The sequence below is a fragment of the Kitasatospora sp. NPDC002965 genome (assembly GCF_040611255.1).
In the GTDB taxonomy this organism is placed as follows: Bacteria; Actinomycetota; Actinomycetes; order Streptomycetales; family Streptomycetaceae; genus Kitasatospora.
In genome coordinates this window covers 24,617-46,390 of the sequence record NZ_JBEXNT010000053.1, presented here as the reverse complement: position 1 = coordinate 46,390, position 21,774 = coordinate 24,617, and the positions used below count along the sequence as shown (strand labels likewise).

Genomic DNA, 21,774 nt, shown 5'->3' with positions numbered 1-21,774 from the left:
GTCGGCCTATTCGGAGGATGAACGCGGATCCTGCGGACCCGGTCGTCCGGAGGGGACGGCGAGCCCGCCGGAGGCGGGCCCTCCCATCAGGCGGAGGCCCGCCCGTCAGGCGCGGCCGGCCGACCCGCCGTTGTCGCGGCGGTCGAGCGCACGCTGCAGCGCGGCGGCGGCGAAGGGGTTCGGCTCGGCCGTCCGACGGCGGCGGGGGGCGCGGGTCGTGGCGGTGGCGGCGGCGGAAGCGGCGTGGCGGTCTGCGGTCGGGGACATGCCGGGCTCCTTGGTTCGTTGCGTGCCGGGGAAGGACGCGTGGAGGGTGTGCGACGGGGGGACCCGTGCGAAGCGCGCCGCACGGGGGCGGCGGCGGGTCACGGGACGGCACGCCGGGCGGGGATCACCCGCCCATCGGGCATGCGGGGCCGTCCGGGCCGAACGCCCTGGCTGCAGGGGCGGCACACCGTACGGTCCCTCCACGGTACGACCGGGGCGCGGCCGTGTCTGCACGAATACTTGGATTTCCTACTATCTGAGACGCGGGTCACCCGGAGGAAAGCAGCAGGGCCCGGACCACCGTGCGAACGGTGGTCCGGGCCCTGCCGGCGGGGCGTTCCGGGGCTCAGTCGCCCAGGTCGACCGAGCGGGCGAAGCGGGCGCCGATCTCGCCGGCGATGGCGGTCAGGACGTCCTGCGGGATCTGGCTGTCCACGGTGATGGAGGCCAGCGCGCCGCTGCCGTCACGGGCCACCTGCATGCCGGCGATGTTGACGCCGGCGTCGCCGAGGTGGCGGCCGAGGACGCCGACCACGCCCGGGCGGTCCTCGTACTTGAAGAAGGCCATGTGGTCGGTGAGCGCCACGTCCACGTCGAAGGCGTCCACGCCGACGATCTTCTGGGTCTGCTTCGGGCCGGACAGCGTGCCGGAGATGGCGATCTCCTCGCCGCTCGCCAGGGTGCCGCGCACGGTGATCACGTTGCGGTGCTCCAGGCTCTCGCTGGACGTGGTCAGGCGCACCTCGACGCCGCGCTCCTGCGCGAACAGCGGGGCGTTGACGTAGGACACCGTCTCCGCCACGACGTCCTCGAACACGCCCTTGAGCGCGGAGAGTTCGAGCACCTTCACGTCGTGCTGGGTGATCTCGCCGCGCACCTCGACGTCGAGCCGGACGGCCACCTCGCCGGCCAGCGCGGTGAAGATCCGGCCGAGCTTCTCGGCCAGCGGCAGACCCGGACGGACGTCCTCGGCGATGACGCCGCCCTGGACGTTGACCGCGTCCGGCACCAGCTCGCCGGCCAGCGCCAGCCGGACCGACCTGGCGACGGCGATGCCGGCCTTCTCCTGCGCCTCGTCGGTGGAGGCGCCCAGGTGCGGGGTGGCCACCACGTTGTCGAAGGCGAACAGCGGCGAGTCGGTGCACGGCTCCTTGGTGTACACGTCGAGGCCGGCGCCGGCCACCCGGCCGTCGCGCAGCGCGGAGGCGAGCGCCTCCTCGTCGACGATGCCGCCGCGGGCCGCGTTGACGATCCGGACGCTCGGCTTGACCTTGTGCAGCGCCTCGTCACCGATCAGGCCGATGGTCTCCGGGGTCTTCGGGAGGTGGACGGTGATGAAGTCCGAGACCTCCAGCAGCTCCTCCAGGGAGACCAGCTTGACGCCCATCTGCGCGGCGCGGGCGGCCTGGATGTAGGGGTCGTACGCGACGATCTTCATGCCGAACGCGGACATCCGCTGCGCGACCAGGACGCCGATCCGGCCGAGGCCGACCACGCCGAGGACCTTCTCGCTCAGCTCGACGCCGGTGTACTTGTTGCGCTTCCACTCGCCCTGCTTGAGCGCGGCGTTGGCCGGCGCGATGTTGCGGGCGACCGAGATCAGCAGGCCGCAGGCGAGTTCGGCGGCGGTGACGATGTTGGAGGTCGGCGCGTTGACGACCATGACGCCGGCCTTGGTGGAGGCGGCGACGTCCACGTTGTCCAGGCCCACGCCGGCACGGGCGACGACCTTCAACTTGCGTGCGGCGGCCAGTGCCTCGGCGTCGATCTTGGTGGCCGAGCGGATCAGGACGGCGTCGACGTCCGCGATGGCGGTCAGCAGCTCGGTGCGGTCCGCGCCGTTGCAGTGACGGATCTCGAAGTCGGGACCGAGGGCGTCGACGGTGGCGGGCGACAGCTCCTCGGCGATCAGTACGACGCCGGATTTCACAGTGTTAGCAGTGCTCACGACAGTGTTGTCCTTAACTGTCCGGTTCTCCCCGGCACGTAGGTGGCGTGGAAGGCGGGGGGAAGGTGGCATGCCGCGTAGGTAGACGCACGACGCTGTGGGCCTGACGCGCACTCGGAAGTGTATCGACGGGCTGGGTACCAGGCTGCTCCCGTCCGGCGAAATCACCCGGACGGGAGCAGCCTAGTTGTACAAGGGCGTCACGAGAGCGGTGAGGCTCAGGCCTCTTCCTTGACCCAGCTCATCAGCTTGCGGAGCTTCTTGCCGGTGGTCTCCAGCAGGTGGTCCTCGTCGGCCTTCTTGTACTCGTTGTACTTGGGCAGACCGGCCTTGTACTCGGCGATCCAGGTGTTGGCGAAGGTGCCGTCCTGGATCTCGGTGAGGACCTTCTTCATCTCGGCCTTGGTGGCGTCGGTGATGATGCGGGGGCCGGTGACGTAGTCGCCCCACTCGGCGGTCTCGGAGACCGACCAGCGCATCTTCTCCAGGCCGCCCTCGTACATCAGGTCGACGATGAGCTTCAGCTCGTGCAGGCACTCGAAGTAGGCGATCTCCGGCTGGTAGCCGGCCTCGACCAGGGTCTCGAACCCGGCCTTCACCAGGGCGGCGGTGCCACCGCAGAGGACGGCCTGCTCACCGAACAGGTCGGTCTCGGTCTCCTCGGTGAAGGTGGTCTTGATGACACCGGCCTTGGTGGCGCCCAGGCCCTTGGCGTAGGACAGCGCCAGGGCGAACGCGTTGCCGCTGAAGTCCTGCTCCACGGCGACGATCGCGGGGACGCCGCGACCCTCCTCGTACTGGCGGCGGACCAGGTGGCCCGGGCCCTTCGGGGCGACCATGCAGACGTCGACGTCGGCCGGGGGCTTGATGAAGCCGAAGCGGATGTTCAGGCCGTGGCCGAAGAACAGGGCGTCGCCGGCCTTCAGGTGCGGGGCGATGTCCGCCTCGTACACGTCGGACTGGATCGGGTCCGGGACGAGGATCATGATGACGTCGGCCTCGGCCGCCGCCTCGGCGGGGGTGACCACGCGCAGCCCGGCCTCCTCGGCCTTCTGGCGCGACTTCGAGTCGGGCTTCAGGCCGACCCGGACGTCCGCGCCCGAGTCGCGCAGGGACAGCGCGTGGGCGTGGCCCTGGCTGCCGTAGCCGATGACCGCGACCTTGCGGCCCTGGATGATGGACAGGTCGGCGTCGTCTTCGTAGAACAGCTCGGCCACGGGGGCACTTCTCCTTGCGTGGTGGTGTTGCCGGGTACTGCGGTTCCAACCGTACGTGGACCCGGCGGTGCGGTGGGACGGTGCTTCAGGGTGTGAGACGGACCGCGGTGTCGCGCGCCGGCACGCCGCCCGGGAGGGTGGTGGCGGGCGGCCGGCGGGACGCTACGCGCTGCGGTCGAGGGCGCGCAGCGAGCGGTCCGTGATCGAACGGGCGCCGCGGCCGATGGCGACCAGACCGGACTGGACGAGCTCCTTGACGCCGTACGGCTCCAGCATCCGGAGCATGGCCTCCAGCTTGTCCGAACTGCCGGTGGCCTCGATGGTCACCGCGTCCGGGGACACGTCGACCGTCTTGGCGCGGAACAGCTGGACGATCTCGACGATCTGCGACCGGGTCTCACTGTCGGCGCGGACCTTCACCAGGACCAGTTCCCGCTGGATCGCAGCGGACTGGTCGAGTTCGACGATCTTTATCACGTTGACGAGCTTGTTGAGCTGCTTGGTGACCTGCTCCAGCGGGAGGTCCTCGACGTTGACCACGATCGTCATCCGGGAGACGTCCGGGTGCTCGGTGGGGCCGACGGCGAGGGAGTCGATGTTGAAGCCCCGACGGGAGAACAGCGAGGCGATGCGGGCGAGCACGCCGGGCTTGTTCTCGACCAGGACGGAGAGGGTGTGCTTGGACATGGGTCTCTGTTCCCTAGGTCGTTCTGGAGGTGGGGGGCTTCAGTCGAGGTCGTCGCCGAAGTCGGGGCGGACGCCCCGGGCGAACAGGATCTCGTCGTTGCTGGTGCCGGCCGCGACCATCGGCCAGACCATGGCGTCCTGGTGGACGATGAAGTCGATGACCACCGGGCGGTCGTTGATCTCCATCGCCTGCTTGATCACCGCGTCCAGGTCCTCCGGGCGCTCGCAGCGCAGACCGACACAGCCCATCGCCTCGGAGAGCAGGACGAAGTCGGGGATCCGGGTGCCCTGGGCCGGCGGCTCGATGCCGTCGTGCTCCGGCCCGGAGTGCAGCACGGTGTTGGAGTAGCGCTGGTTGTAGAACAGGGTCTGCCACTGGCGGACCATGCCCAGCGAGCCGTTGTTGATGACCGCGACCTTGATCGGGATGTCGTTCAGGGCGCAGGTGGCCAGTTCCTGGTTGGTCATCTGGAAACAGCCGTCGCCGTCGATCGCCCAGACCGCGGTCTCCGGGCGGCCCGCCTTGGCGCCCATCGCGGCCGGCACCGCGTAGCCCATCGTCCCGGCGCCGCCGGAGTTCAGCCAGGTCCCCGGCTTCTCGAACTGGATGAACTGCGAGCTCCACATCTGGTGCTGGCCGACGCCCGCCGCGTAGATCGCGTCCGGGCCGACCAGCCGGCCGATCCGCTCGATGACCTGCTGCGGGGAGAGCTGGCCGCCCGGGGCGGGCTCGTGGCCCAGCGGGTAGGTCTTCTTCCAGGCGTCGAGCTTCTCCCACCAGTCCGCGTAGTCGCCCTTGTGGCCGGCGTCGAACTCGGCCTGCACGGCGACGATCAGGTCGGCCAGCACCTCGCGGGCGTCGCCGACGATCGGCACGTCGGCGGGGCGGTTCTTGCCGATCTCGGCCGGGTCGATGTCGGCGTGGACGACCTTGGCGTGCGGCGCGAAGCCGTCCAGCTTGCCGGTGACCCGGTCGTCGAAGCGGGCGCCGAGGGTGAAGAGCAGGTCGGACTTCTGCAGTGCGGTGACCGCCGGGACGGAGCCGTGCATGCCGGGCATGCCCAGGTGCTGCGGGTGGCTGTCCGGGAAGGCGCCGAGCGCCATCAGGGTGGTGACCACGGGGGCGCCGGTCAGCTCGGCCAGGATGCGCAGTTCGGCCGTGGCACCGGCCTTGATGACGCCGCCGCCGACGTAGAGGACCGGGCGCTTGGCGGAGACCAGCAGCCTCGCGGCCTCGCGGATCTGCTTGGCGTGCGGCTTGGTCACCGGACGGTAGCCGGGCAGCGACGTCTCGACCGGCCAGCGGAAGGTCGTGGTGGCCTGCAGGGCGTCCTTGGCGATGTCGACCAGGACCGGGCCGGGGCGGCCGGTGGCGGCGATGTGGAACGCCTCGGCGATCACCCGGGGGATCTCGGCCGGGTCGGTGACCAGGTAGTTGTGCTTGGTGATCGGCATCGTGATGCCGCAGATGTCCGCCTCCTGGAAGGCGTCCGTGCCGATCGCCTTGGAGGCGACCTGGCCGGTGATCGCGACGATCGGCACCGAGTCCATGTAGGCGTCGGCGATCGGGGTCACCAGGTTGGTGGCGCCCGGGCCGGAGGTGGCCATGCAGACCCCGACCCGGCCGGTGGCCTGCGCGTAGCCGGTCGCGGCGTGGCCGGCACCCTGCTCGTGGCGGACCAGGATGTGGCGCACCTTGACCGAGTCCATCAGCGGGTCGTACGCGGGAAGGATGGCCCCGCCCGGGATACCGAAGACGGTGTCCGCGCCCACGGCCTCCAGCGAGCGGATGAGCGACTGGGCGCCGGTCATGGTCTCGACGACGTGCTGGGGAGCGGGAGCGTGGGCGGCCGGGGTGTCCCCGCGGCGGGGGGATGCGGCGTGCTCAGTCATCTGCCTGTCTCTTCTCGGTTCTTGCCGGCCCGGTGGTTCCGGGCCCCGGTAGGTCGAGGGTGGGGTCCCGCTTGCGGGCCGATCGCCGGCTCTGCCCCAATCGTCCCTATTCGAGGGGCTCGGGGCCAGGGGTCTTGCGGTGGTGGAACAGCGTCAGTGCAACAAAAAACCCCTCGTGCCAAGGGCATGCGAGGGGTGGCGCGTCGGTCTGTCACGAACGGGGCGAGGCCCGCTCAGCCGACGCGCCCGCCAAGTACGAGAATTCGGGTGCGCATGGCAACGACCTTCCTCCCGTCAAGGGTGGACTGTCAAGCAGGTGGGACGACAGTCTCGCCATGCGGACCCGCTCCCGGACCTGCGGCGGCTCGGTGTTCGGGCAGGTCGGGGCCGCCGTGGTGAGGTGCGACACGTCCCGGCGCACCCTCGCCGCAGCCACTCGTACGGGCGTCCGCGGCGAGGAAGGCCCGCCGCGCCGCGAGGGCGCCGACCGGTCTCGGCAGCGGGTAGGAACGGCGGGCCAGCGCGCGTCTCAGCCGGGTCTCGTCCAGCGGCGGGGCGAAGGCCGAACCCTGGCCCTGCCGGCAGCCCAGTTCCTGCAGCACGGCCATCTGCCGGGGCAGGTCGACGCCCTCGGCGGCGGTGACCAGCCCGAGGTCGCGGCCGAGCCGCAGGGCGTGCCCGGCGAGGGTCCGGCTGAGCGGGGACTCCCCCAGGTCCTGGACGAGCGTGCGGTCCAGCTTGAGGCCGTCGAACGGCAGCCGGGCGAGCGCGCCGAGCGAGCCGTTGCCGGCCCCGAAGCCGGCCAGCGCGGTGGAGACGCCGAGCATCCGCAGGGCGCCGAGCCGGCGGCCGAGCTCGTCCGCCAGGGTGTCCGGCCCCATCCGGGCCACCTCGATGACCAGCTGGCCGCCGGGCAGCCCGCTGTCGCGCAGCGCCGCGACCACCGCCTCGTACAGGCCCGGCGCGCAGAGCCGCTCGGCGGAGAGCCGGATCGAGACCGGGACGGGCGGCGGCGCCGGGCGGCCCCTGAGCGGCAGGCCGCGGCGCAGTGCGGCGGCGGTGACCGCCTCGCGGATCAGCCAGCGGGAGAACCGGGTCGCGGCGTCGCCGTGCTCGGTGGAGCGCAGGAACTCGGCGGGGGTGAGCAGCAGGCCCTGGGCGGAGCGCCAGCGGGCCTGCGCCTCGACGCCGGTGACCACACCGTTGGCGAGGTCCACCACCGGCTGGTGGAGCAGGGTGAAGCCGCCCTCCCGGACAGCCGCCCGGAGCCGCTCGTCGAGTTCGGTGCGGCGCTCCAGGTCGGCGCGCATGGCGGGGGTGTAGAGCACCACCCGGCCCTTGCCCTCGGACTTGGCCCGGTACATCGCGAGGTCGGCGTTGCGCATCAGCTCGTCGGTGGCGGCGCGCGGGTCGGCGGCCGGGCCGCGTTCGGGGGTGCCGAAGGCGATGCCGATGCTGGCGGCCACGCTGAGTTCGACGCCGCCGATCCAGTACGGCTCGGAGAGCGCCGTCCGCAGCCGGTCGGCGAGCTCCTGGACCTGGAGGCGGCCGAGCGGGCCGCAGACCAGCGCGGCGAACTCGTCGCCGCCGAACCGGGCGACGGTGTCCCCGCAGCGGACGGCGGACTGCAGCCGGCGGGCGGCCCGGACGAGCAGCTCGTCGCCGACCTGGTGGCCGGCGGTGTCGTTGACGGCCTTGAAGCCGTCCAGGTCGAGGAAGAGCACCGCGACCCCGGCGCCCGCCTCGTCCTGCTGGCTGCGGGTGGCGAGGGCGGCGCGCAGGCGCTGGGTGAACAGCGCCCGGTTGGGCAGGTCGGTGAGCGGGTCGTGGAAGGCGTTGTGCTGCAACTGGGCCTGGAGTATCACGCGTTCGGTGACGTCCCGGCTGTTGAGGATCAGACCGTCGCGGTACCGGTCGACGGTCGACTCGACGTGCAGCCACTCGCCGTCACCGGAGCTGATCCGGCACTCCACCCGGGCGGCGGCCGGTTCGGCGCCGCCGGGGTCGCGGTGGGCGGCGAGCCGGCCGCGGGCCAGGAAGCGGCGGACCTCCAGCAGCACCCGGTCGACGTCCTCGGGGTGGATCAGGTCGAGCAGGTTGCCGCCCACCAGCTCCTCCGGGTCGCGCCCGTAGACGCCGAGCGCGGCCGGGGAGACGTAGGAGAGCACGCCGTTGGCGCCGGCGATCATGATGACATCGCTGGAGCCCTGCACCAGGGAGCGGAAGTGCGCCTCCTTGTGGGCGAGTTCCTGGGCCAGTGAGAGGTTGTCGAGCAGCATGATGCCCTGCCGCAGGATCAGCGCCAGGCCGACGGTGCAGGCGGCCGAGGCCACCACCCGGTCCAGCGACCGCCCGCCGAGGGCGTTGTAGAGGATGCCGGCGGTGCAGACGGCGGCGGCCGCGTACGGGGTGAGCGCGCTGAAGGTGGTGGCGACCCGGCGCCGGGGCAGTCCACCGAGCGCCGGGTGCTCGCGCAGCGGGCGGCGCCACCGCGGGGACCACGGCGCCCAGGCGAGCAGCAGGCTGCCGGCGAACCAGCCGGCGTCCAGCAGTTCGCCGGAGTGGTAGCTGCTGCGCAGCTCGGGCGAGGTGAACAGGGCGTCGCAGAGCACCGTGACGGCGAGGCCGACCATGGCGGTGTGGACGGCGGCCCGGTTGCCGTCCCGGCCGCCGAAGCGCAGCCCGACGACCAGCGAGACCAGCAGGATGTCCAGGACGGGGTAGGCCAGGTTGAGGGCCAGCCGGAGCGGGGAGCCGTCCTCGCCGGCGGCGGTGCGGCCGAGCGCGAGGCTCCAGCTGAGGGTGAACAGCGAGCCGGCCACCAGCCAGCCGTCCAGCAGCAGGCAGAGCCAGCCGGCGGCGGTGCGGGGGCGTTGGGCGAGCACCAGGACGCCGGTGATGGCGAGCGGGGCGAACAGCAGGAAGGCGTACTCGGCGAGCGAGTTCGGCGGCAGCGGGGTCCGCTCGACCAGCTCGTACCAGCCCCAGGTGCCGTTGCCGAAGGCGACCATGAGCGAGGAGAGGCCGAACAGCAGCCAGGCCGGGCGGGCGTGGCCACCGACCGTGCAGCTGTACGCGAGGCAGGAGAGCGCGGCGGCGAGGGCCGCCGCGGCCAGACCGAAGTCGCCCATGAAGACGGCGATCTGGTGCGAGCCCCAGCCGAGCGCCGCACCCAGGGCGTAGGCGAGGCAGAGCACGCCGAGGGCGGCGCCGGGCAGGTTGCGGCTGTGGAGCGCGCGGCGGGCCGGCCCGAACCGGCCGGCCGCGCCCGGAACGGCGGGGCGGGCGGCGGCGGTGGCCCGGTCGGCGGCACGGTCGGCGGCCGGGCGGTCGACGGCGGCGTGGTCAACGGCCGGGCGGCCGCGGGCGGGCCGGTCGGCGGCGGGGAAGCGGTCCCGTTCCGGCCGGCCGGCGGTGGGCGGCCCGGTCGCGGGCAGGTCGGTGTCCGGCACCTCCGGCCGTCCGGCTCCGGGCAGCACCGCGTCGGTGGGGCTCACTCGGCCTCTCCCCCTCCGGCCCGGGGCCTGGCGCCCCGGCCACGGACCACCGGCCGCACGCCTGGTGGCCGTACGCGGTGACCTGGCGCCCCGTCAGGGCGGTGGCCCAGGGGGTGGGCGGCCTGCAGGCCGGCCCGCCGCACCGATGTTCCCGGTCGGGACCCTACACCACTTCGGTCACTCAATGACACGCACACTCAACGTAGAGTAATGGCGCGGAGGTGGGGAAATACACTCGATTCCGACGAAACCGGCCGGTTGGCGGGGGCGCGCGGACAGGGGCTCACGCGGCGCGCACGGGAGCACACGACAGTGCCCGACCGGCCACCGCCGGAAGGCGGCGGTACCGGTCGGGCATCTGCGGGGTCGGGCGGTCAGCGGCCGGCCGGGACCAGGTCCTCCGGAAAGAGCCGCAACCGGTGCGCCAGCGCGGCCGCTTCGCCCCGACCGGCCACCGCGAGCTTGCCGAGGATGTTGGACACGTGCACGCTCGCGGTCTTCGGCGAGATGTACAGTTCCTCGGCGATCTGCCGGTTGGTGCAGCCCCGCGCGAGCAGACGGAGCACGTCCCGCTCACGGGGGGTGAGGCTGAAGGAGTCGCCGATCGGGGCCGCCGGAGCCGGGGCGGGACGGCGCACGGTGAGCGCCAGACCGGCCCGCTCGGCCAGCGCACAGACCTCCGCGCCGAGTCCGGCGTCGGACCGGGCGATCGCCAGTTCCCTTGCCTCGCGCAGCAGTTCGACCGCGGCCTCGCGGCGGCCGGCCAGCACCTCCGCCTCGCCGGCCCGCAGCAGCGCGAGCGCCAGCGGGTACGGCAGCCCGGTCGGGCGCAGCGCCTCGATCGCGGCGGCCCAGTGCGCCGGGGCGTCCGCCCCTTCCGCGCGGGCCAGCTCGCCCGCCAGCAGCCGGGCCCAGCCGCGGTGCAGCGGCGCGGTCGGGGTCAGCCCGGCGGCGACGGCGGTGATCCGGGCCAGCACCGCGGCCCGGCCGGGGCCGGCCTCCGGAAGGCCCCGGGTGTCGGCCTCGGCGGCGGCGCCGTCGACCAGCAGCGGGTAGAGGTCGGCGAGGTAGCCGCACCGGAGGTCCTCGTCCAGGGCGGCGAGCAGCTCGGCGCGGGCGTCCAGCGGGCGGCCGGCCCCGACCGCGATCCGCAGCGCCAGCCGCGCGATCGGGACGGAGTGCTGGAGCTGACCGACCCGGTTGGCCGCCCTGGCCTGCGCCAGCATCGCGGCGGCGCCGGACAGGTCACCGCGGAGCAGGGCGAGTTCGCCGCGCATCCGGTCCAGGAACTCGGCGTGGGTGCCGGTCGAGCCGAGCAGGTCGCACTCGGCGAGCACCCGCTCGGCCTCGTCGATCCGCCCGAGGTCCATCAGCGCCTCGACGAGGTTGCCGGTCAGGATGGCGCCGATGTTGCGCTGCAGGCCGTTGCCGCGCGCCGACTCCAGGCCCTCGCGGGCCAGCGCCACCGCCTCCTCGGCCCGGCCGAGCCCGCGCTGCATGGAGGAGAGGTTGTTGATGCCGCGCAGCAGGACGTCCGGTGCGCCGATCCGCCGGGTGGCCTCCACCGCGGCGGTGAGCTGGGCGACCGCGGCGTCCGGGTCGGAGTCGAGGTCGTTGCGCAGTCCGCTGAGCGTCATCACGGCGTGCTGCTCGACGGCGTGCGCGCCCACCTGGCGGGCGATCCGGACGGCCCGCTCGGCGAGCTCGACCAGCTCGGGCCGGGGGTTGGAGAGCATCCCGCTGCCGGCGCCGAGCGCGAACACCTCGGCCTGGACGGCGGACGCCGGCAGGTGCTCGACCAGCCGGTGCGCGTACGCGATCTCCTCCTCGTCGCCGGAGCGGCGCAGGTGGCCGAGCATCCGGGCCCGGTTGATCCGGAACCAGGCGGCGCGGGCCGGGTGTTCGACCTCGTCGACCAGCTTGAGCGCCCGTCGGGCCAGGCTCAGCCCGCGCTCGCGGTCGCCGGTGCGGCGGGCCGCGACGACCGCCTCGGCCAGCACGTCGATCAGGTTCAGCCGGTCGCAGCTCTCGTCGTGGGCGTCGGCGTCGCAGGAGCACGGCGGGTAGGTCTCGGCCCAGTCGTACGGCCGCAGCGTGCCGCCGAGCACCTCCTCGGAGACCTCGTCCCAGAGTTCGAGGGCCCGCTCCAGCATCCGCAGCTGTTCGGCGAAGGCGTTGCGCCGCCGGGCGGCCCGGGCGGCGTCCAGGGCCGTCGGCAGGGCCCGGGCCGGGTCGTGCGCGTGGTACCAGTAGTTGGCCAGCCGGGCCGGCCGGGTGTCGCTGCCGACCAGGTGCGGCTCGGCCTCCAGGGCCTCGGCGAACCGGCGGTTGATCCGGTGCCGTTCACCGGGCAGCAGGTCGTCCGAGACGGCCTCGCGGACCAGCGCGTGCCGGAACCGGTAGCCGTCGCCGTCGGTGTCCGGGCGCAGGATGTTGGCGCCCACCGCCTCGCGCAGCGAGTCGATCAGCTCCTCCTCGTCGTCCAGGACGGCGGCGAGCAGGGCGTGTTCGACGTAGGAGCCGCCCTCGGCGGCGATCCGCAGGACCCGCTGGGTCTGCTCGTCCAGGGCCTCCACCCGGACCAGCAGGATGTCCCGCAGCGAGTCGGTGAGCCCGGCCGAGCAGCCCTCCCGGACGGAGGTGGCGAGCTCCTCGACGAAGAACGGGTTGCCCTCCGAGCGGCGGTGGATCCGGTCGACGAGCTGACGGTCGGGCGCGGCGGTGCCGAGGATGCCGGCCAGCTGCGCGGCCACCTCGCCCGGCCCGAACCGCTCCAGCTCCATGCGCTGCACGGTGCGCAGCCGCTCCAGTTCGGCCAGGAAGGGCCGCAGCGGGTGGCGGCGGTGCAGGTCGTCGCTGCGGTAGGTGGCGACCAGCAGGACGCGGGCCCGGTGCAGGGTGCGGACCAGGTAGGAGAACAGCTCGCGGGTGGACCGGTCGGACCAGTGCAGGTCCTCCACGGCGAGCACGAGAGTACGGTCCGTGCCGAGTCGTTCGAACAGCCTCGCGGTGTGCTCGAACAGCCGGGCTCGTCCGTACTCGTTGTTGGGTTCGCCGTCGGCCTCGCCGAAGTCGGGCAGCAGCCGGGCGAGATGGCCCTCCATCCCCGAGGCGGCGCCCTCGAAGTCGGCCCCCATGCCGCGGTGGAGCCGGCGCAGCGCGGTGGCCAGCGGTGCGTACGGCAGGCCCTCGGCGCCGATCTCCAGGCAGCCGCCGACGGTGGTCAGCACGTCGTCGTCGCAGGCCTGTCGCAGGAACTCCTCCAGCAGCCGGGTCTTGCCGACGCCCGCCTCGCCGCCGATCAGCACGGCCTGCGGCTGTCCCGAGCCGGCCCGTCGCAGCGCGGCCGTCAGGGCGGTGAGCTCCGGATCGCGGCCGACGAAGACGGGACTCACCGATATCTGCTGCATGGATGCGAGCATGCCATAGAGGTCCTGCACCGGCCGAGCGGTTATCCCGCCCTCCGGACGCCCGGAAGGGGAGGCGCACCCCCGTGTCGCCTCCCCCTCCGGATTCCCTGCGGCACCGGGTCGGTGCCGGTCCGTCAGCATTCGCCGGGACGCGCGGCGCGTCGCACGGAGCGGAAGGCGACGTTCGGCCGCCATCCGGTGCGCTTGGCGCCCTTCGCCTGGCGTACCAGCCGCTCGTGCTCGGCCAGGGCCTGGAGTTCCTGCTCGTGCTGCTTGATGAGCTCGTACTCGATCACGGTGTTCCCCTTGTGGGTTTCGGTGTGTCTCTCTCGTTCTGGGGTAAACACTCCTCTCCCAGGGGGGTGGGCCGCATCGGCAGCCTGCCGGATCTTCCGGGCCGTCCGGGCCTTAGGTGCCGGGCCCGGGTGCCCGGCCCGGACACGGCAAAGGCCCGGCCTACCCCTTATGAGGGGTAAGACCGGGCCTGAGGCGTCTAAGTAGACCTTAGAAGGTCTAAGACGCCTTAGAAACTCAGGCAGAAGCGCCCAGCTTCTCCAGAATCAGATCCTTCACACGGGCCGCGTCGGCCTGGCCACGGGTGGCCTTCATGACCGCGCCGACCAGGGCGCCGACGGCCGCGACCTTGCCGTCACGGATCTTGGCGGCGATCGCCTCGTTCTCGGCGATGGCCTGGTCGACGGCGGCACCGAGCGCGGAATCGTCCGAGACGACGGCCAGGCCGCGCTTCTCGACGACCTCGTCCGGCTCGCCCTCACCGGCCAGCACGGCCTCGATGACCTGGCGGGCCAGCTTGTCGTTCAGCTTGCCCTCGGCGACCAGCGCGGCGACCCGGGCGACCTGCGCCGGGGTGATCGGCTGCTCGCTCAGCTCGGTGCCGGTCTCGTTGGCCCGGCGGGCCAGCTCGCCCATCCACCACTTGCGGGCCTGGTCGGCCGGGGCGCCGGCGGCGATGGTCTCCTGGATCGACTCGACGGCGCCCGCGTTCAGCACCGACTGCATGTCCTTGTCGGTCAGGCCCCACTCGGCCTGGAGACGGGCCCGGCGCACCCGCGGCAGCTCGGGGAGACCGCCCCGCAGCTCCTCGACCCACGCGCGGGACGGCGCGATCGGGACCAGGTCCGGCTCCGGGAAGTAGCGGTAGTCCTCGGCGTTGTCCTTGATCCGGCCGGCCGTGGTGCTGCCGTCCTCCTCGTGGAAGTGCCGGGTCTCCTGGACGATCGTGCCGCCGTCGGAGAGCACCGTCGCGTGCCGCTGGATCTCGAACCGGGCGGCCCGCTCGACGCTGCGCAGCGAGTTGACGTTCTTGGTCTCCGAACGGGTGCCGAAGGTCTCGGTGCCGTTCGGGCGCAGCGACAGGTTGACGTCGCAGCGCATCTGGCCCTTGTCCATCCGGGCCTCGGAGACGCCCAGCGCCTTGATCAGCTCGCGCAGCTCGGCGACGTACGCCTTGGCGACCTCGGGGGCGCGCTCGCCGGCGCCGACGATCGGCCTGGTGACGATCTCGATCAGCGGGATGCCGGCCCGGTTGTAGTCGAGCAGCGAGTGCGTGGCGCCGTGGATGCGGCCGGTCGCGCCACCGACGTGGCTGGACTTGCCGGTGTCCTCCTCCATGTGGGCGCGCTCGATCTCCACCCGGAAGGTCGAGCCGTCCTCCAGCTGCACGTCGAGGTAGCCGTCGAAGGCGATCGGCTCGTCGTACTGCGAGGTCTGGAAGTTCTTCGGCATGTCCGGGTAGAAGTAGTTCTTCCGCGCGAACCGGCACCACTCGGCGATCTCGCAGTTCAGCGCCAGGCCGATCTTGACGGCCGACTCCACGCCGATCGCGTTGACCACCGGCAGCGAGCCCGGCAGGCCCAGACAGGTCGGGCAGACCTGGCTGTTCGGCTCGGCACCCAGCTCGGTCGAGCAACCGCAGAACATCTTGGTCTTGGTGCCCAGCTCGACGTGGACCTCAAGGCCCATCACCGGGTCGTACGACGCGAGAGCGTCCTCGTAGGAGACCAGGTTCTTGACGCTCACAGCGTCCCCTTCACTAAAAGTCTTGGAGGTGCCGGCCCGGCCTGTACGGCGGGTACAGGCCGGGCCTCGCGGGCTCGGTCAGCCCAGCAGGACGTCGTCGTCGCCCAGCCGGCGCAGCTCGCGCACCAGCAGGGCGGTGCCGGTGACCAGCGCGGCGGCACCGACCAGGGCGTTGACAAGCTTCAGGGTGTCGTTCTCGCCCCGGGCCTTGCGGACGTCCTTCACCACGGTGATCACGCTGAACGCGCTCGTGCCGATGGACAGCCAGATGCCTGGCTTCGAGTGCTTGAAGCCCTTGGCCTTCTCGATCTTGCTCACAGTGCCGGTGCCTCCTCCAGCAGGGTGTGCCCCCACTTGTCGTTGAGTGCGGCCTCCACGGCGCCGCCCACGCGGTACAGGCGGTCGTCCGCCATCGCGGGTGCGATGATCTGCAGGCCGACCGGGAGATTGTCCTCCGGGGCCAGCCCGCACGGCAGCGACATGGCCGCATTGCCCGCCAGGTTGGACGGAATCGTGCACAGGTCGGCCAGATACATCGCCATCGGGTCGTCGGCGCGCTCGCCGATCGGGAAGGCGGTGGTCGGGGTGGTCGGCGAGACCAGGACGTCCACGCCGGCGAAGGCCGCGTCGAAGTCGCGCGAGATCAGCGTGCGCACCTTCTGGGCCGAGCCGTAGTAGGCGTCGTAGTAGCCCGAGGAGAGCGCGTAGGTGCCGAGGATGATGCGGCGCTTGACCTCGGCGCCGAAGCCGGCCTCGCGGGTGAGCGCGGTGACGTCCTCGGCCGAGCGGGTGCCGTCGTCGCCGACCCGCAGGCCGTAGCGCATCGCGTCGAAACGGGCCAGGTTGGACGAGGCCTCGCTGGGCGCGATCAGGTAGTACGCGGGCAGCGCCAGGGTGAACGACGGGCAGGAGACCTCGACGACCTCGGCGCCCAGCTCGCGCAGCAGCTCCACCGACTCGTTGAAGCGCTGCATCACGCCGGCCTGGTAGCCCTCGCCGGCGAACTCCTTCACGACGCCGATCCGCATGCCGCGGACGTCACGCCGCCTGGCGGCCTCGACCACGGCCGGGACCGGCGCGTCGATCGAGGTGGAGTCCAGCGGGTCGTGGCCGGCGATGGCCTCGTGCAGCAGCGCCGCGTCCAGCACGGTGCGGGCGCACGGGCCGCCCTGGTCCAGGGAGGACGAGAACGCGACCAGGCCGTAGCGGGAGACCGAGCCGTAGGTGGGCTTCACGCCGACGGTGCCGGTGACGGCGCCGGGCTGGCGGATCGAGCCGCCGGTGTCGGTGCCGATCGCCAGCGGGGCCTCGAAGGCGGCCAGCGCGGCGGCCGAACCGCCGCCGGAGCCGCCGGGGATCCGGGAGAGGTCCCACGGGTTGCCGGTCGGGCCGTAGGCGGAGTTCTCGGTGGAGGAGCCCATCGCGAACTCGTCCATGTTGGTCTTGCCGAGGATCACCACGCCGGCGTCCCTGAGACGCGTGGTCAGAGTGGCGTCGTACGGCGGGATCCAGCCTTCGAGGATCTTGGAGCCGCAGGTGGTCGGGACGCCCTTGGTGGTGAAGACGTCCTTCAGCGCCAGCGGGACGCCGGCCAGCGGGCCCAGCTCCTCGCCCCTGGCGCGCTTCTCGTCGACGGCCCGGGCGGCGCTCAGCGCGCCCTCGGTGTCGACGTGCAGGAAGGCGTTGACCTTCTTGTCGACGGCGTCGATGCGGTCCAGGTGCGCCTGGGCGACCTCGACGGCGGAGACCTCGCCGGTGGCGACGGCGTTCGCCGTCTCGGCCGCGGTGTAACGGATCAGGTCGGTCATCTCGGTCAGTCCTCCCCGAGGATCTGCGGCACACGGAAACGCTGCTCCTCGGCGGCGGGGGCACCGGCCAGCGCCTGCTCCGGGGTGAGCGACGGCCGCACCTCGTCCGCGCGCATGACGTTGGTCAGCGGCAGCGGGTGGGAGGTCGGCGGGACGTCCTGTCCGGCGACCTCGGAAACGCGGGCGACCGCGCCGATGATCACGTCGAGCTGCTCGGCGAAGTGGTCCAGCTCTTCGGCCTGCAACTCAAGACGCGACAGCCGAGCGAGGTGGGCAACCTCCTCGCGCGTGATGCCAGGCATGCAGCGATCCTCAGGGTGAGTTCTGGTGAGGCCCGGTACCGCCTTCCGGCGGCGCCGGGCCCGGGCAGGAGCGGCCTGTCCGGCGCTCCCGTCCTCTTGGTCTGTGGTCCCCATCCTATGGGGCACGGCCCGGCCACCGGCCAACGAGTGAGGGCGGGCCCGGGTCACCCGGGTGAGCGGAGCGGCTCACTGGGGGCGGGTCGGCGCCCAACTCTGCTGCCCGGGCGCCTGGATCTCCAGTTTCGCGGCCTGGACCGCCTGGATCACCGGCGGCAGAACGTGGGGCACCGGCGGGAGCACCGGGGGCCGCACCGGGTGGATCACCGACGGCAGCTGGACGGCGGGGGCGGTGGTGAGCCGCTCCACCGGCGGCGCGCCGGTGCGGTGCACCCGCAGCCAGGCGGTGGCCTGCTCGGCCGGCAGCGCCGCCGAGACCAGCCAGCCCTGCACGGCGTCCACGCCCATGCGGTTCAGCCGCTCCCAGGTCTCGTCGTCCTCGACGCCCTCGGCGACCACGGTCAGGCCGAGCGAGTGCGCCAGCTCCACCGAGCAGCGGACCACCGCCGCGTCGTGGTCGTCGGCGACCATCCGGGAGACGAAGGAGCGGTCGATCTTCAGCTCGCCGACCGGCAGGCTGCGCAGCCGCACCAGCGAGGAGTGGCCGGTGCCGAAGTCGTCCAGGGACATCCCGACGCCGTAGCCGCGCAGCTCGGCGAGGGTGTCGGCGGCCCGCCGGGAGTCGTCCAGCAGCAGCCGTTCGGTGATCTCCAGCTGGAGCGCGTGGGCCGGGACCTGGTGGCGGACCAGGTGGCCGGCGACCCGCTGGGCGAAGCCCGGGTTGAGCACGTCGCGCGGGGAGACGTTCACCGCGACCTGCACCTGGAGGCCCTGCTCGCGCCAGGTGGCGAGCTGGCCGACGGCGGCCTCCAGCACGTAGTCGGTCAGCCGGGGCATCAGGCCGCTGGACTCGGCCAGCCCGACGAACTCGTCCGGCGAGACCTTCCCCTGCCCGGGCCGCTCCCATCGGAGCAGCGCCTCCAGCCCGACCACCCGGCCGTCGAAGGCCACCTTGGGCTGGTAGTGCAGCTGCACCTCGCCGGTCTCCAGGGCCCGCCGCAGGTCGCCCAGCAGCCCGATCCGGTACGGCGTGTCGGCGTCCTGCGCCTCGTCGTACTGCTCGACCGAGGTACGGCCGCGCTGGGCGTGGCCCATCGCGACGTCGGCCCGGCGCAGCAGCGACTCGGCGTCCTGGGCGTGCTGCGGGTAGACGCAGACGCCGGCGCTGGCCTCCAGGACGAGCAGCAGGCCGTCCAGCCGGATCGGCGCGGCGAGTTCGGCGATCAGCGCCTTGGCCACCTTCTCCAGCGAGTCCGGACAGCCGATGCCGGGCAGCAGGACGGCGAACTCGTCGCCGCCCATCCGGGCCACCATCGGGCGGCCGCGGTAGTGCCGGGGCAGCCCGGCGAAGACGTCGTCGATCGACTCCCGGGTGGCGCTGCCGGCCGCACCGCCGGAGCGCAGCGCCCGGTGCAGGCGGCGGGCGATGTGGACCAGCAGCCGGTCACCGGCGGTATGACCGAGGGTGTCGTTGAGCGACCGGAAGCGGTCGAGGTCGAGCAGGATCAGACCGACGCTGTATCCCTCGGCGTGCTCGGCGATCGCCTCCTGGGCCGCGATCAATAACGCCTGGCGGTTGGGCAGGTCGGTCAGCGGGTCGGTGAGCTGGTCCCGGGCACGGTCCCGGGCGATCCGCCAGGCGGCGACCAGCACGGCCAGCGGAACCGCGAACAGCGGCAGCAGCTCGGGTTCGTAGCGGTAGACCAGGACGGCCAGCGGGATGAGCGGTGCGGCGCCGGCCAGCAGGACTCCGAGCAGCAGGACCGCACCCGCCACCCCCTGCGGCGGGCGTGTGGGCGCACCGCCGGTCGTATGATCCATAAGCCCTGTCCTCCGTCGGGCCCGCCCCGTCAGGCCGCCTAGCGGTGAGGCACCGTACCGGTGCCGGCAGCCTGCCGGGCATGGAGCGGCCCCGCGGAGTCCGGCTCAGCCGGTACCCCCACCCCTGCTGACACTCTGTTGCGCTCCAGGGTATGCGCGGGCCCACCCGACGGGCAGACTTTCGGACAACCGGAAATGCGCCACCGCGCTCCGGTGTCGCACGGTGACACGATGCCCGCTCCCACCGTGCGACACCCGATGACGTTGCATCAGGACGATAACAAGACGGATCCCCGGCCTCCGCGCGCGGGTCAGCCCTCGGCGGGCTCCTCCGCCCCCGGCTCCGGCGCCGACGGATCCTGCCCGGCGGCCTCCGACGCGGGCGCCTCGGCGGGCTCCCCCGCCACGCTCTCCCCCGCGTCCGCCGCGCCCTCGGCGGCCTCCGCGACCGCTCCCGCGGCGGCCTTCGCCGCACGCTTCTTCGCGGGCGCCTTCTTCACCGGCTCCTCGGCCTCGGGCTCCGGCGGCAGGCCCAGGTGGACCCGCGCCGCGGCCGAGCCCTGCGCCAGCAGGACGTCGAAGCCGGCGTCGTCGAGGACCGGCAGTCCGAGCTGGACGGCCTTGTCGTACTTGGACCCCGGGTTGTCCCCGGCGACCACGAAGTGGGTCTTCTTCGACACCGATCCGGTCACCTTCGCGCCGCGCGAGGTCAGCGCCTCCTTGGCGCCGTCCCGGGTGTGCCCGGCCAGCGTCCCGGTGACGACGACGGTCAGGCCCTCCAGCGGACGCTCGGCCTCCTCCTCGGGGGCCTCCTCGGTGAACCGGACGCCGGCCGCACGCCACTTCTCCAGGATCTCGCGGTGCCAGTCCACCTGGTACCACTCGATGATCGACCGCGCGGTGCCCGTGCCGACGCCGTCGGTCGCGGCCAGCCGCTCCTCGCTCGCCGCGAAGATCGCGTCCAGGTCGCGGAACTCCCTGGCCAGGTCCTGGGCCGCGACCGGGCCCACGTGCCGGATCGAGAGGCCGTTGAGGAATCGCCAGAGCGGGCGGTCCCGGGCCTTCTCGATGTTGTCGAGCATCACCCCGGTGTTCTTCTTCGGCGCCCCGGCGGTGGTCGCGAAGAAGAACACCTCCTTCTCCTCGCCGGTCTCGTCGTCGAGCTTCGGCATGCCGGTCTTCTGGTCGCGCACCAGGACCTTGATCGGCAGCAGCTGCTCGACCGTCAGGCCGAAGATGTCGCCCTCGTTGCGCACCGGCGCCTCGGCCGGCGTCAGCGGCTGGGTCAGCGCGGTGGCCGCGACGTAGCCCAGACCCTCGATGTCCAGCGCCGAGCGCCCGCCGAGGAAGGCGATCCGCTCGCGGATCTGGGCCGGGCAGAACCGGGCGTCGGGGCAGCGCAGGTCGATGTCCCCCTCGGCCATCGGCCGCAGCTCGGCACCGCACTCGGGGCAGTGCGAGGGCATCACGAACGGCACCTCGCTGCCGTCCCGCACGTCGTAGACCGGGCCGAGGATCTCCGGGATGACGTCGCCGGCCTTGCGCAGCACCACGGTGTCGCCCAGCAGGACGTCCTTGGCCTTCACCACGTCCTGGTTGTGCAGCGTCGCGTACTGGACCATCGAGCCGGCCACCTTGACCGGCTCGGCCAGCACCGCGTACGGGGTGGCCCGGCCGGTGCGCCCGATGCCGATCTTGATCTCGGCCAGCTTGCCGGTGACCTCCTCCGGCGGGTACTTCCAGGCGATCGCCCAGCGCGGGGACTTGGAGGTGGAGCCGAGCCGGCCCTGCAGGGCGATCTCGTCGACCTTGACGACCACGCCGTCGATCTCGTGCTCGACCGAGTGCCGCTGCTCGCCGAAGCGCCGGATGAAGGCGCGGACCTCGTCGAGGGTCCCCACCACCTCGTTGTGCCGCGCGGTGGGCAGGCCCCAGTCGTGCAGCAGCCGGTAGGCGTGCGACTGGTCGTCGATGTCGAAGCCGACCCGGGCACCGATGCCGTGCACCACCATCTGCAGCGGACGGGAGGCGGTGACCAGCGGGTCCTTCTGACGGAGCGAGCCGGCGGCGGCGTTGCGCGGGTTCATGAAGAGCCGGATCATCGCCCGGGGCCGCTTGCCCTCCTTGGCGCGCTCCTCGTTCTCCAGCCGGCGGCGCTCGTTCTCCTCCGCGAAGGAGGCGTTGAGCGCCTCGAAGGCGTCGGTCGGGAAGTAGACCTCGCCGCGGATCTCCACCAGCTCGGGGATGTTCTCGCCCTTGAGCCGGTGCGGGATCTCCTTGATGGTGCGGACGTTGGCGGTGATGTCCTCGCCGACCCGGCCGTCGCCGCGGGTCGCCGCCTGCACCAACTGGCCGTTCTCGTAGGTGAGGTTGACGGCCAGGCCGTCCACCTTGAGTTCGCAGAGGTAGTGGTAGTCGATGCCGGCCAGCTCGGCGGCGACGCGCTCGGCCCAGGCGGCCAGCTCGTCGTCGTCCATCGCGTTGTCCAGGCTGAGCAGGCGCTCCCGGTGCTCGACGGGGGCGAACAGCCCGGTCGGCGCGCCGCCGACCCGCTGGGTCGGCGACTCCGGTGTGACCAGCGCCGGGTGCTCGGCCTCCAGCCCTTCCAGCTCGCGCATCAGCGCGTCGAACTCGGCGTCGCTGACGACCGGAGCGTCCTGCTCGTAGTAGCGGGCCCGGTGGTCCTCGATCTCGGTGGCCAGCTCGGCGTGCCGCCTGCGAACCTCCGCCGGAACGTCCTCCCAGCCCTCGACAGCCACCACCGCAA

The 21,774-nt window shown here is 72.7% G+C and carries 14 protein-coding genes; all 14 read right to left on the bottom strand.

Features of this window, described 5'->3' with window-relative positions; genetic code table 11:
* Positions 1-105: 105 nt before the first annotated feature.
* A complete protein-coding gene (locus ABZY91_RS21265; protein WP_329882925.1) occupies positions 106-267 on the bottom strand; it encodes a hypothetical protein in 162 nt (53 codons plus the stop codon).
* 346 nt (positions 268-613) lie between these two features.
* A complete protein-coding gene (gene serA / locus ABZY91_RS21260) occupies positions 614-2,215 on the bottom strand; it encodes a phosphoglycerate dehydrogenase (protein ID WP_329882926.1) in 1,602 nt (533 codons plus the stop codon).
* Positions 2,216-2,433: 218 nt separating this feature from the next.
* Entirely contained in the window at positions 2,434-3,432 is a 999-nt protein-coding gene (gene ilvC, locus ABZY91_RS21255) for a ketol-acid reductoisomerase (protein WP_329882927.1), read from the bottom strand.
* Between the two features lie 162 nt (positions 3,433-3,594).
* A complete protein-coding gene (gene ilvN, locus ABZY91_RS21250; RefSeq protein WP_329882928.1) occupies positions 3,595-4,119 on the bottom strand; it encodes an acetolactate synthase small subunit in 525 nt (174 codons plus the stop codon).
* Between the two features lie 39 nt (positions 4,120-4,158).
* Positions 4,159-6,012, bottom strand: coding sequence for an acetolactate synthase large subunit (locus ABZY91_RS21245; protein WP_355404375.1), 1,854 nt, complete (start codon positions 6,010-6,012; stop codon positions 4,159-4,161).
* Between the two features lie 308 nt (positions 6,013-6,320).
* Positions 6,321-9,230: an EAL domain-containing protein gene (locus tag ABZY91_RS21240; protein WP_329883198.1), complete on the bottom strand. Its 2,910-nt coding sequence runs from the start codon at positions 9,228-9,230 to the stop codon at positions 6,321-6,323.
* 653 nt (positions 9,231-9,883) lie between these two features.
* On the bottom strand, positions 9,884-12,919 hold the full coding sequence (locus tag ABZY91_RS21235; protein ID WP_355404373.1) for an AAA family ATPase: 3,036 nt from the start codon (positions 12,917-12,919) through the stop codon (positions 9,884-9,886).
* A 134-nt stretch (positions 12,920-13,053) separates the two neighbouring features.
* The gene (locus ABZY91_RS21230) at positions 13,054-13,215 is read right to left on the bottom strand and encodes a hypothetical protein (protein WP_355404371.1); all 162 of its coding nucleotides are present in this window, start codon (positions 13,213-13,215) and stop codon (positions 13,054-13,056) included.
* A 235-nt stretch (positions 13,216-13,450) separates the two neighbouring features.
* Positions 13,451-14,959: an Asp-tRNA(Asn)/Glu-tRNA(Gln) amidotransferase subunit GatB gene (gene gatB / locus ABZY91_RS21225; RefSeq protein ID WP_329882932.1), complete on the bottom strand. Its 1,509-nt coding sequence runs from the start codon at positions 14,957-14,959 to the stop codon at positions 13,451-13,453.
* A 78-nt stretch (positions 14,960-15,037) separates the two neighbouring features.
* Positions 15,038-15,277, bottom strand: a complete 240-nt coding sequence (locus ABZY91_RS21220) for a hypothetical protein (RefSeq protein ID WP_329882933.1) — start codon at positions 15,275-15,277, stop codon at positions 15,038-15,040.
* Positions 15,274-16,767, bottom strand: coding sequence for an Asp-tRNA(Asn)/Glu-tRNA(Gln) amidotransferase subunit GatA (gene gatA, locus ABZY91_RS21215; RefSeq protein WP_329882934.1), 1,494 nt, complete (start codon positions 16,765-16,767; stop codon positions 15,274-15,276). Before gatA ends, ABZY91_RS21220 begins: the two co-directional genes overlap by 4 nt.
* 5 nt (positions 16,768-16,772) lie before the next feature.
* Positions 16,773-17,069, bottom strand: a complete 297-nt coding sequence (gatC, locus tag ABZY91_RS21210) for an Asp-tRNA(Asn)/Glu-tRNA(Gln) amidotransferase subunit GatC (protein ID WP_035845952.1) — start codon at positions 17,067-17,069, stop codon at positions 16,773-16,775.
* A gap of 186 nt (positions 17,070-17,255) precedes the next feature.
* A complete protein-coding gene (locus ABZY91_RS21205; protein ID WP_329952175.1) occupies positions 17,256-19,007 on the bottom strand; it encodes a bifunctional diguanylate cyclase/phosphodiesterase in 1,752 nt (583 codons plus the stop codon).
* A gap of 311 nt (positions 19,008-19,318) precedes the next feature.
* Positions 19,319-21,769: an NAD-dependent DNA ligase LigA gene (ligA, locus tag ABZY91_RS21200; RefSeq protein WP_355404368.1), complete on the bottom strand. Its 2,451-nt coding sequence runs from the start codon at positions 21,767-21,769 to the stop codon at positions 19,319-19,321.
* Positions 21,770-21,774 lie beyond the last annotated feature (5 nt).

Excerpts from the sequence above, each read along its gene's own strand:
- ABZY91_RS21235 (WP_355404373.1), bottom strand. The coding sequence starts at position 12,919 with ATGCAGCAGATATCGGTGAGTCCCGTCTTCGTCGGCCGCGATCCGGAG.
- gatA (WP_329882934.1), bottom strand. The coding sequence starts at position 16,767 with ATGACCGACCTGATCCGTTACACCGCGGCCGAGACGGCGAACGCCGTC.
- ilvN (WP_329882928.1), bottom strand. The coding sequence starts at position 4,119 with ATGTCCAAGCACACCCTCTCCGTCCTGGTCGAGAACAAGCCCGGCGTG.
- ABZY91_RS21205 (WP_329952175.1), bottom strand. The coding sequence starts at position 19,007 with ATGGATCATACGACCGGCGGTGCGCCCACACGCCCGCCGCAGGGGGTG.
- gatC (WP_035845952.1), bottom strand. The coding sequence starts at position 17,069 with ATGCCTGGCATCACGCGCGAGGAGGTTGCCCACCTCGCTCGGCTGTCG.
- ABZY91_RS21245 (WP_355404375.1), bottom strand. The coding sequence starts at position 6,012 with ATGACTGAGCACGCCGCATCCCCCCGCCGCGGGGACACCCCGGCCGCC.
- ABZY91_RS21265 (WP_329882925.1), bottom strand. The coding sequence starts at position 267 with ATGTCCCCGACCGCAGACCGCCACGCCGCTTCCGCCGCCGCCACCGCC.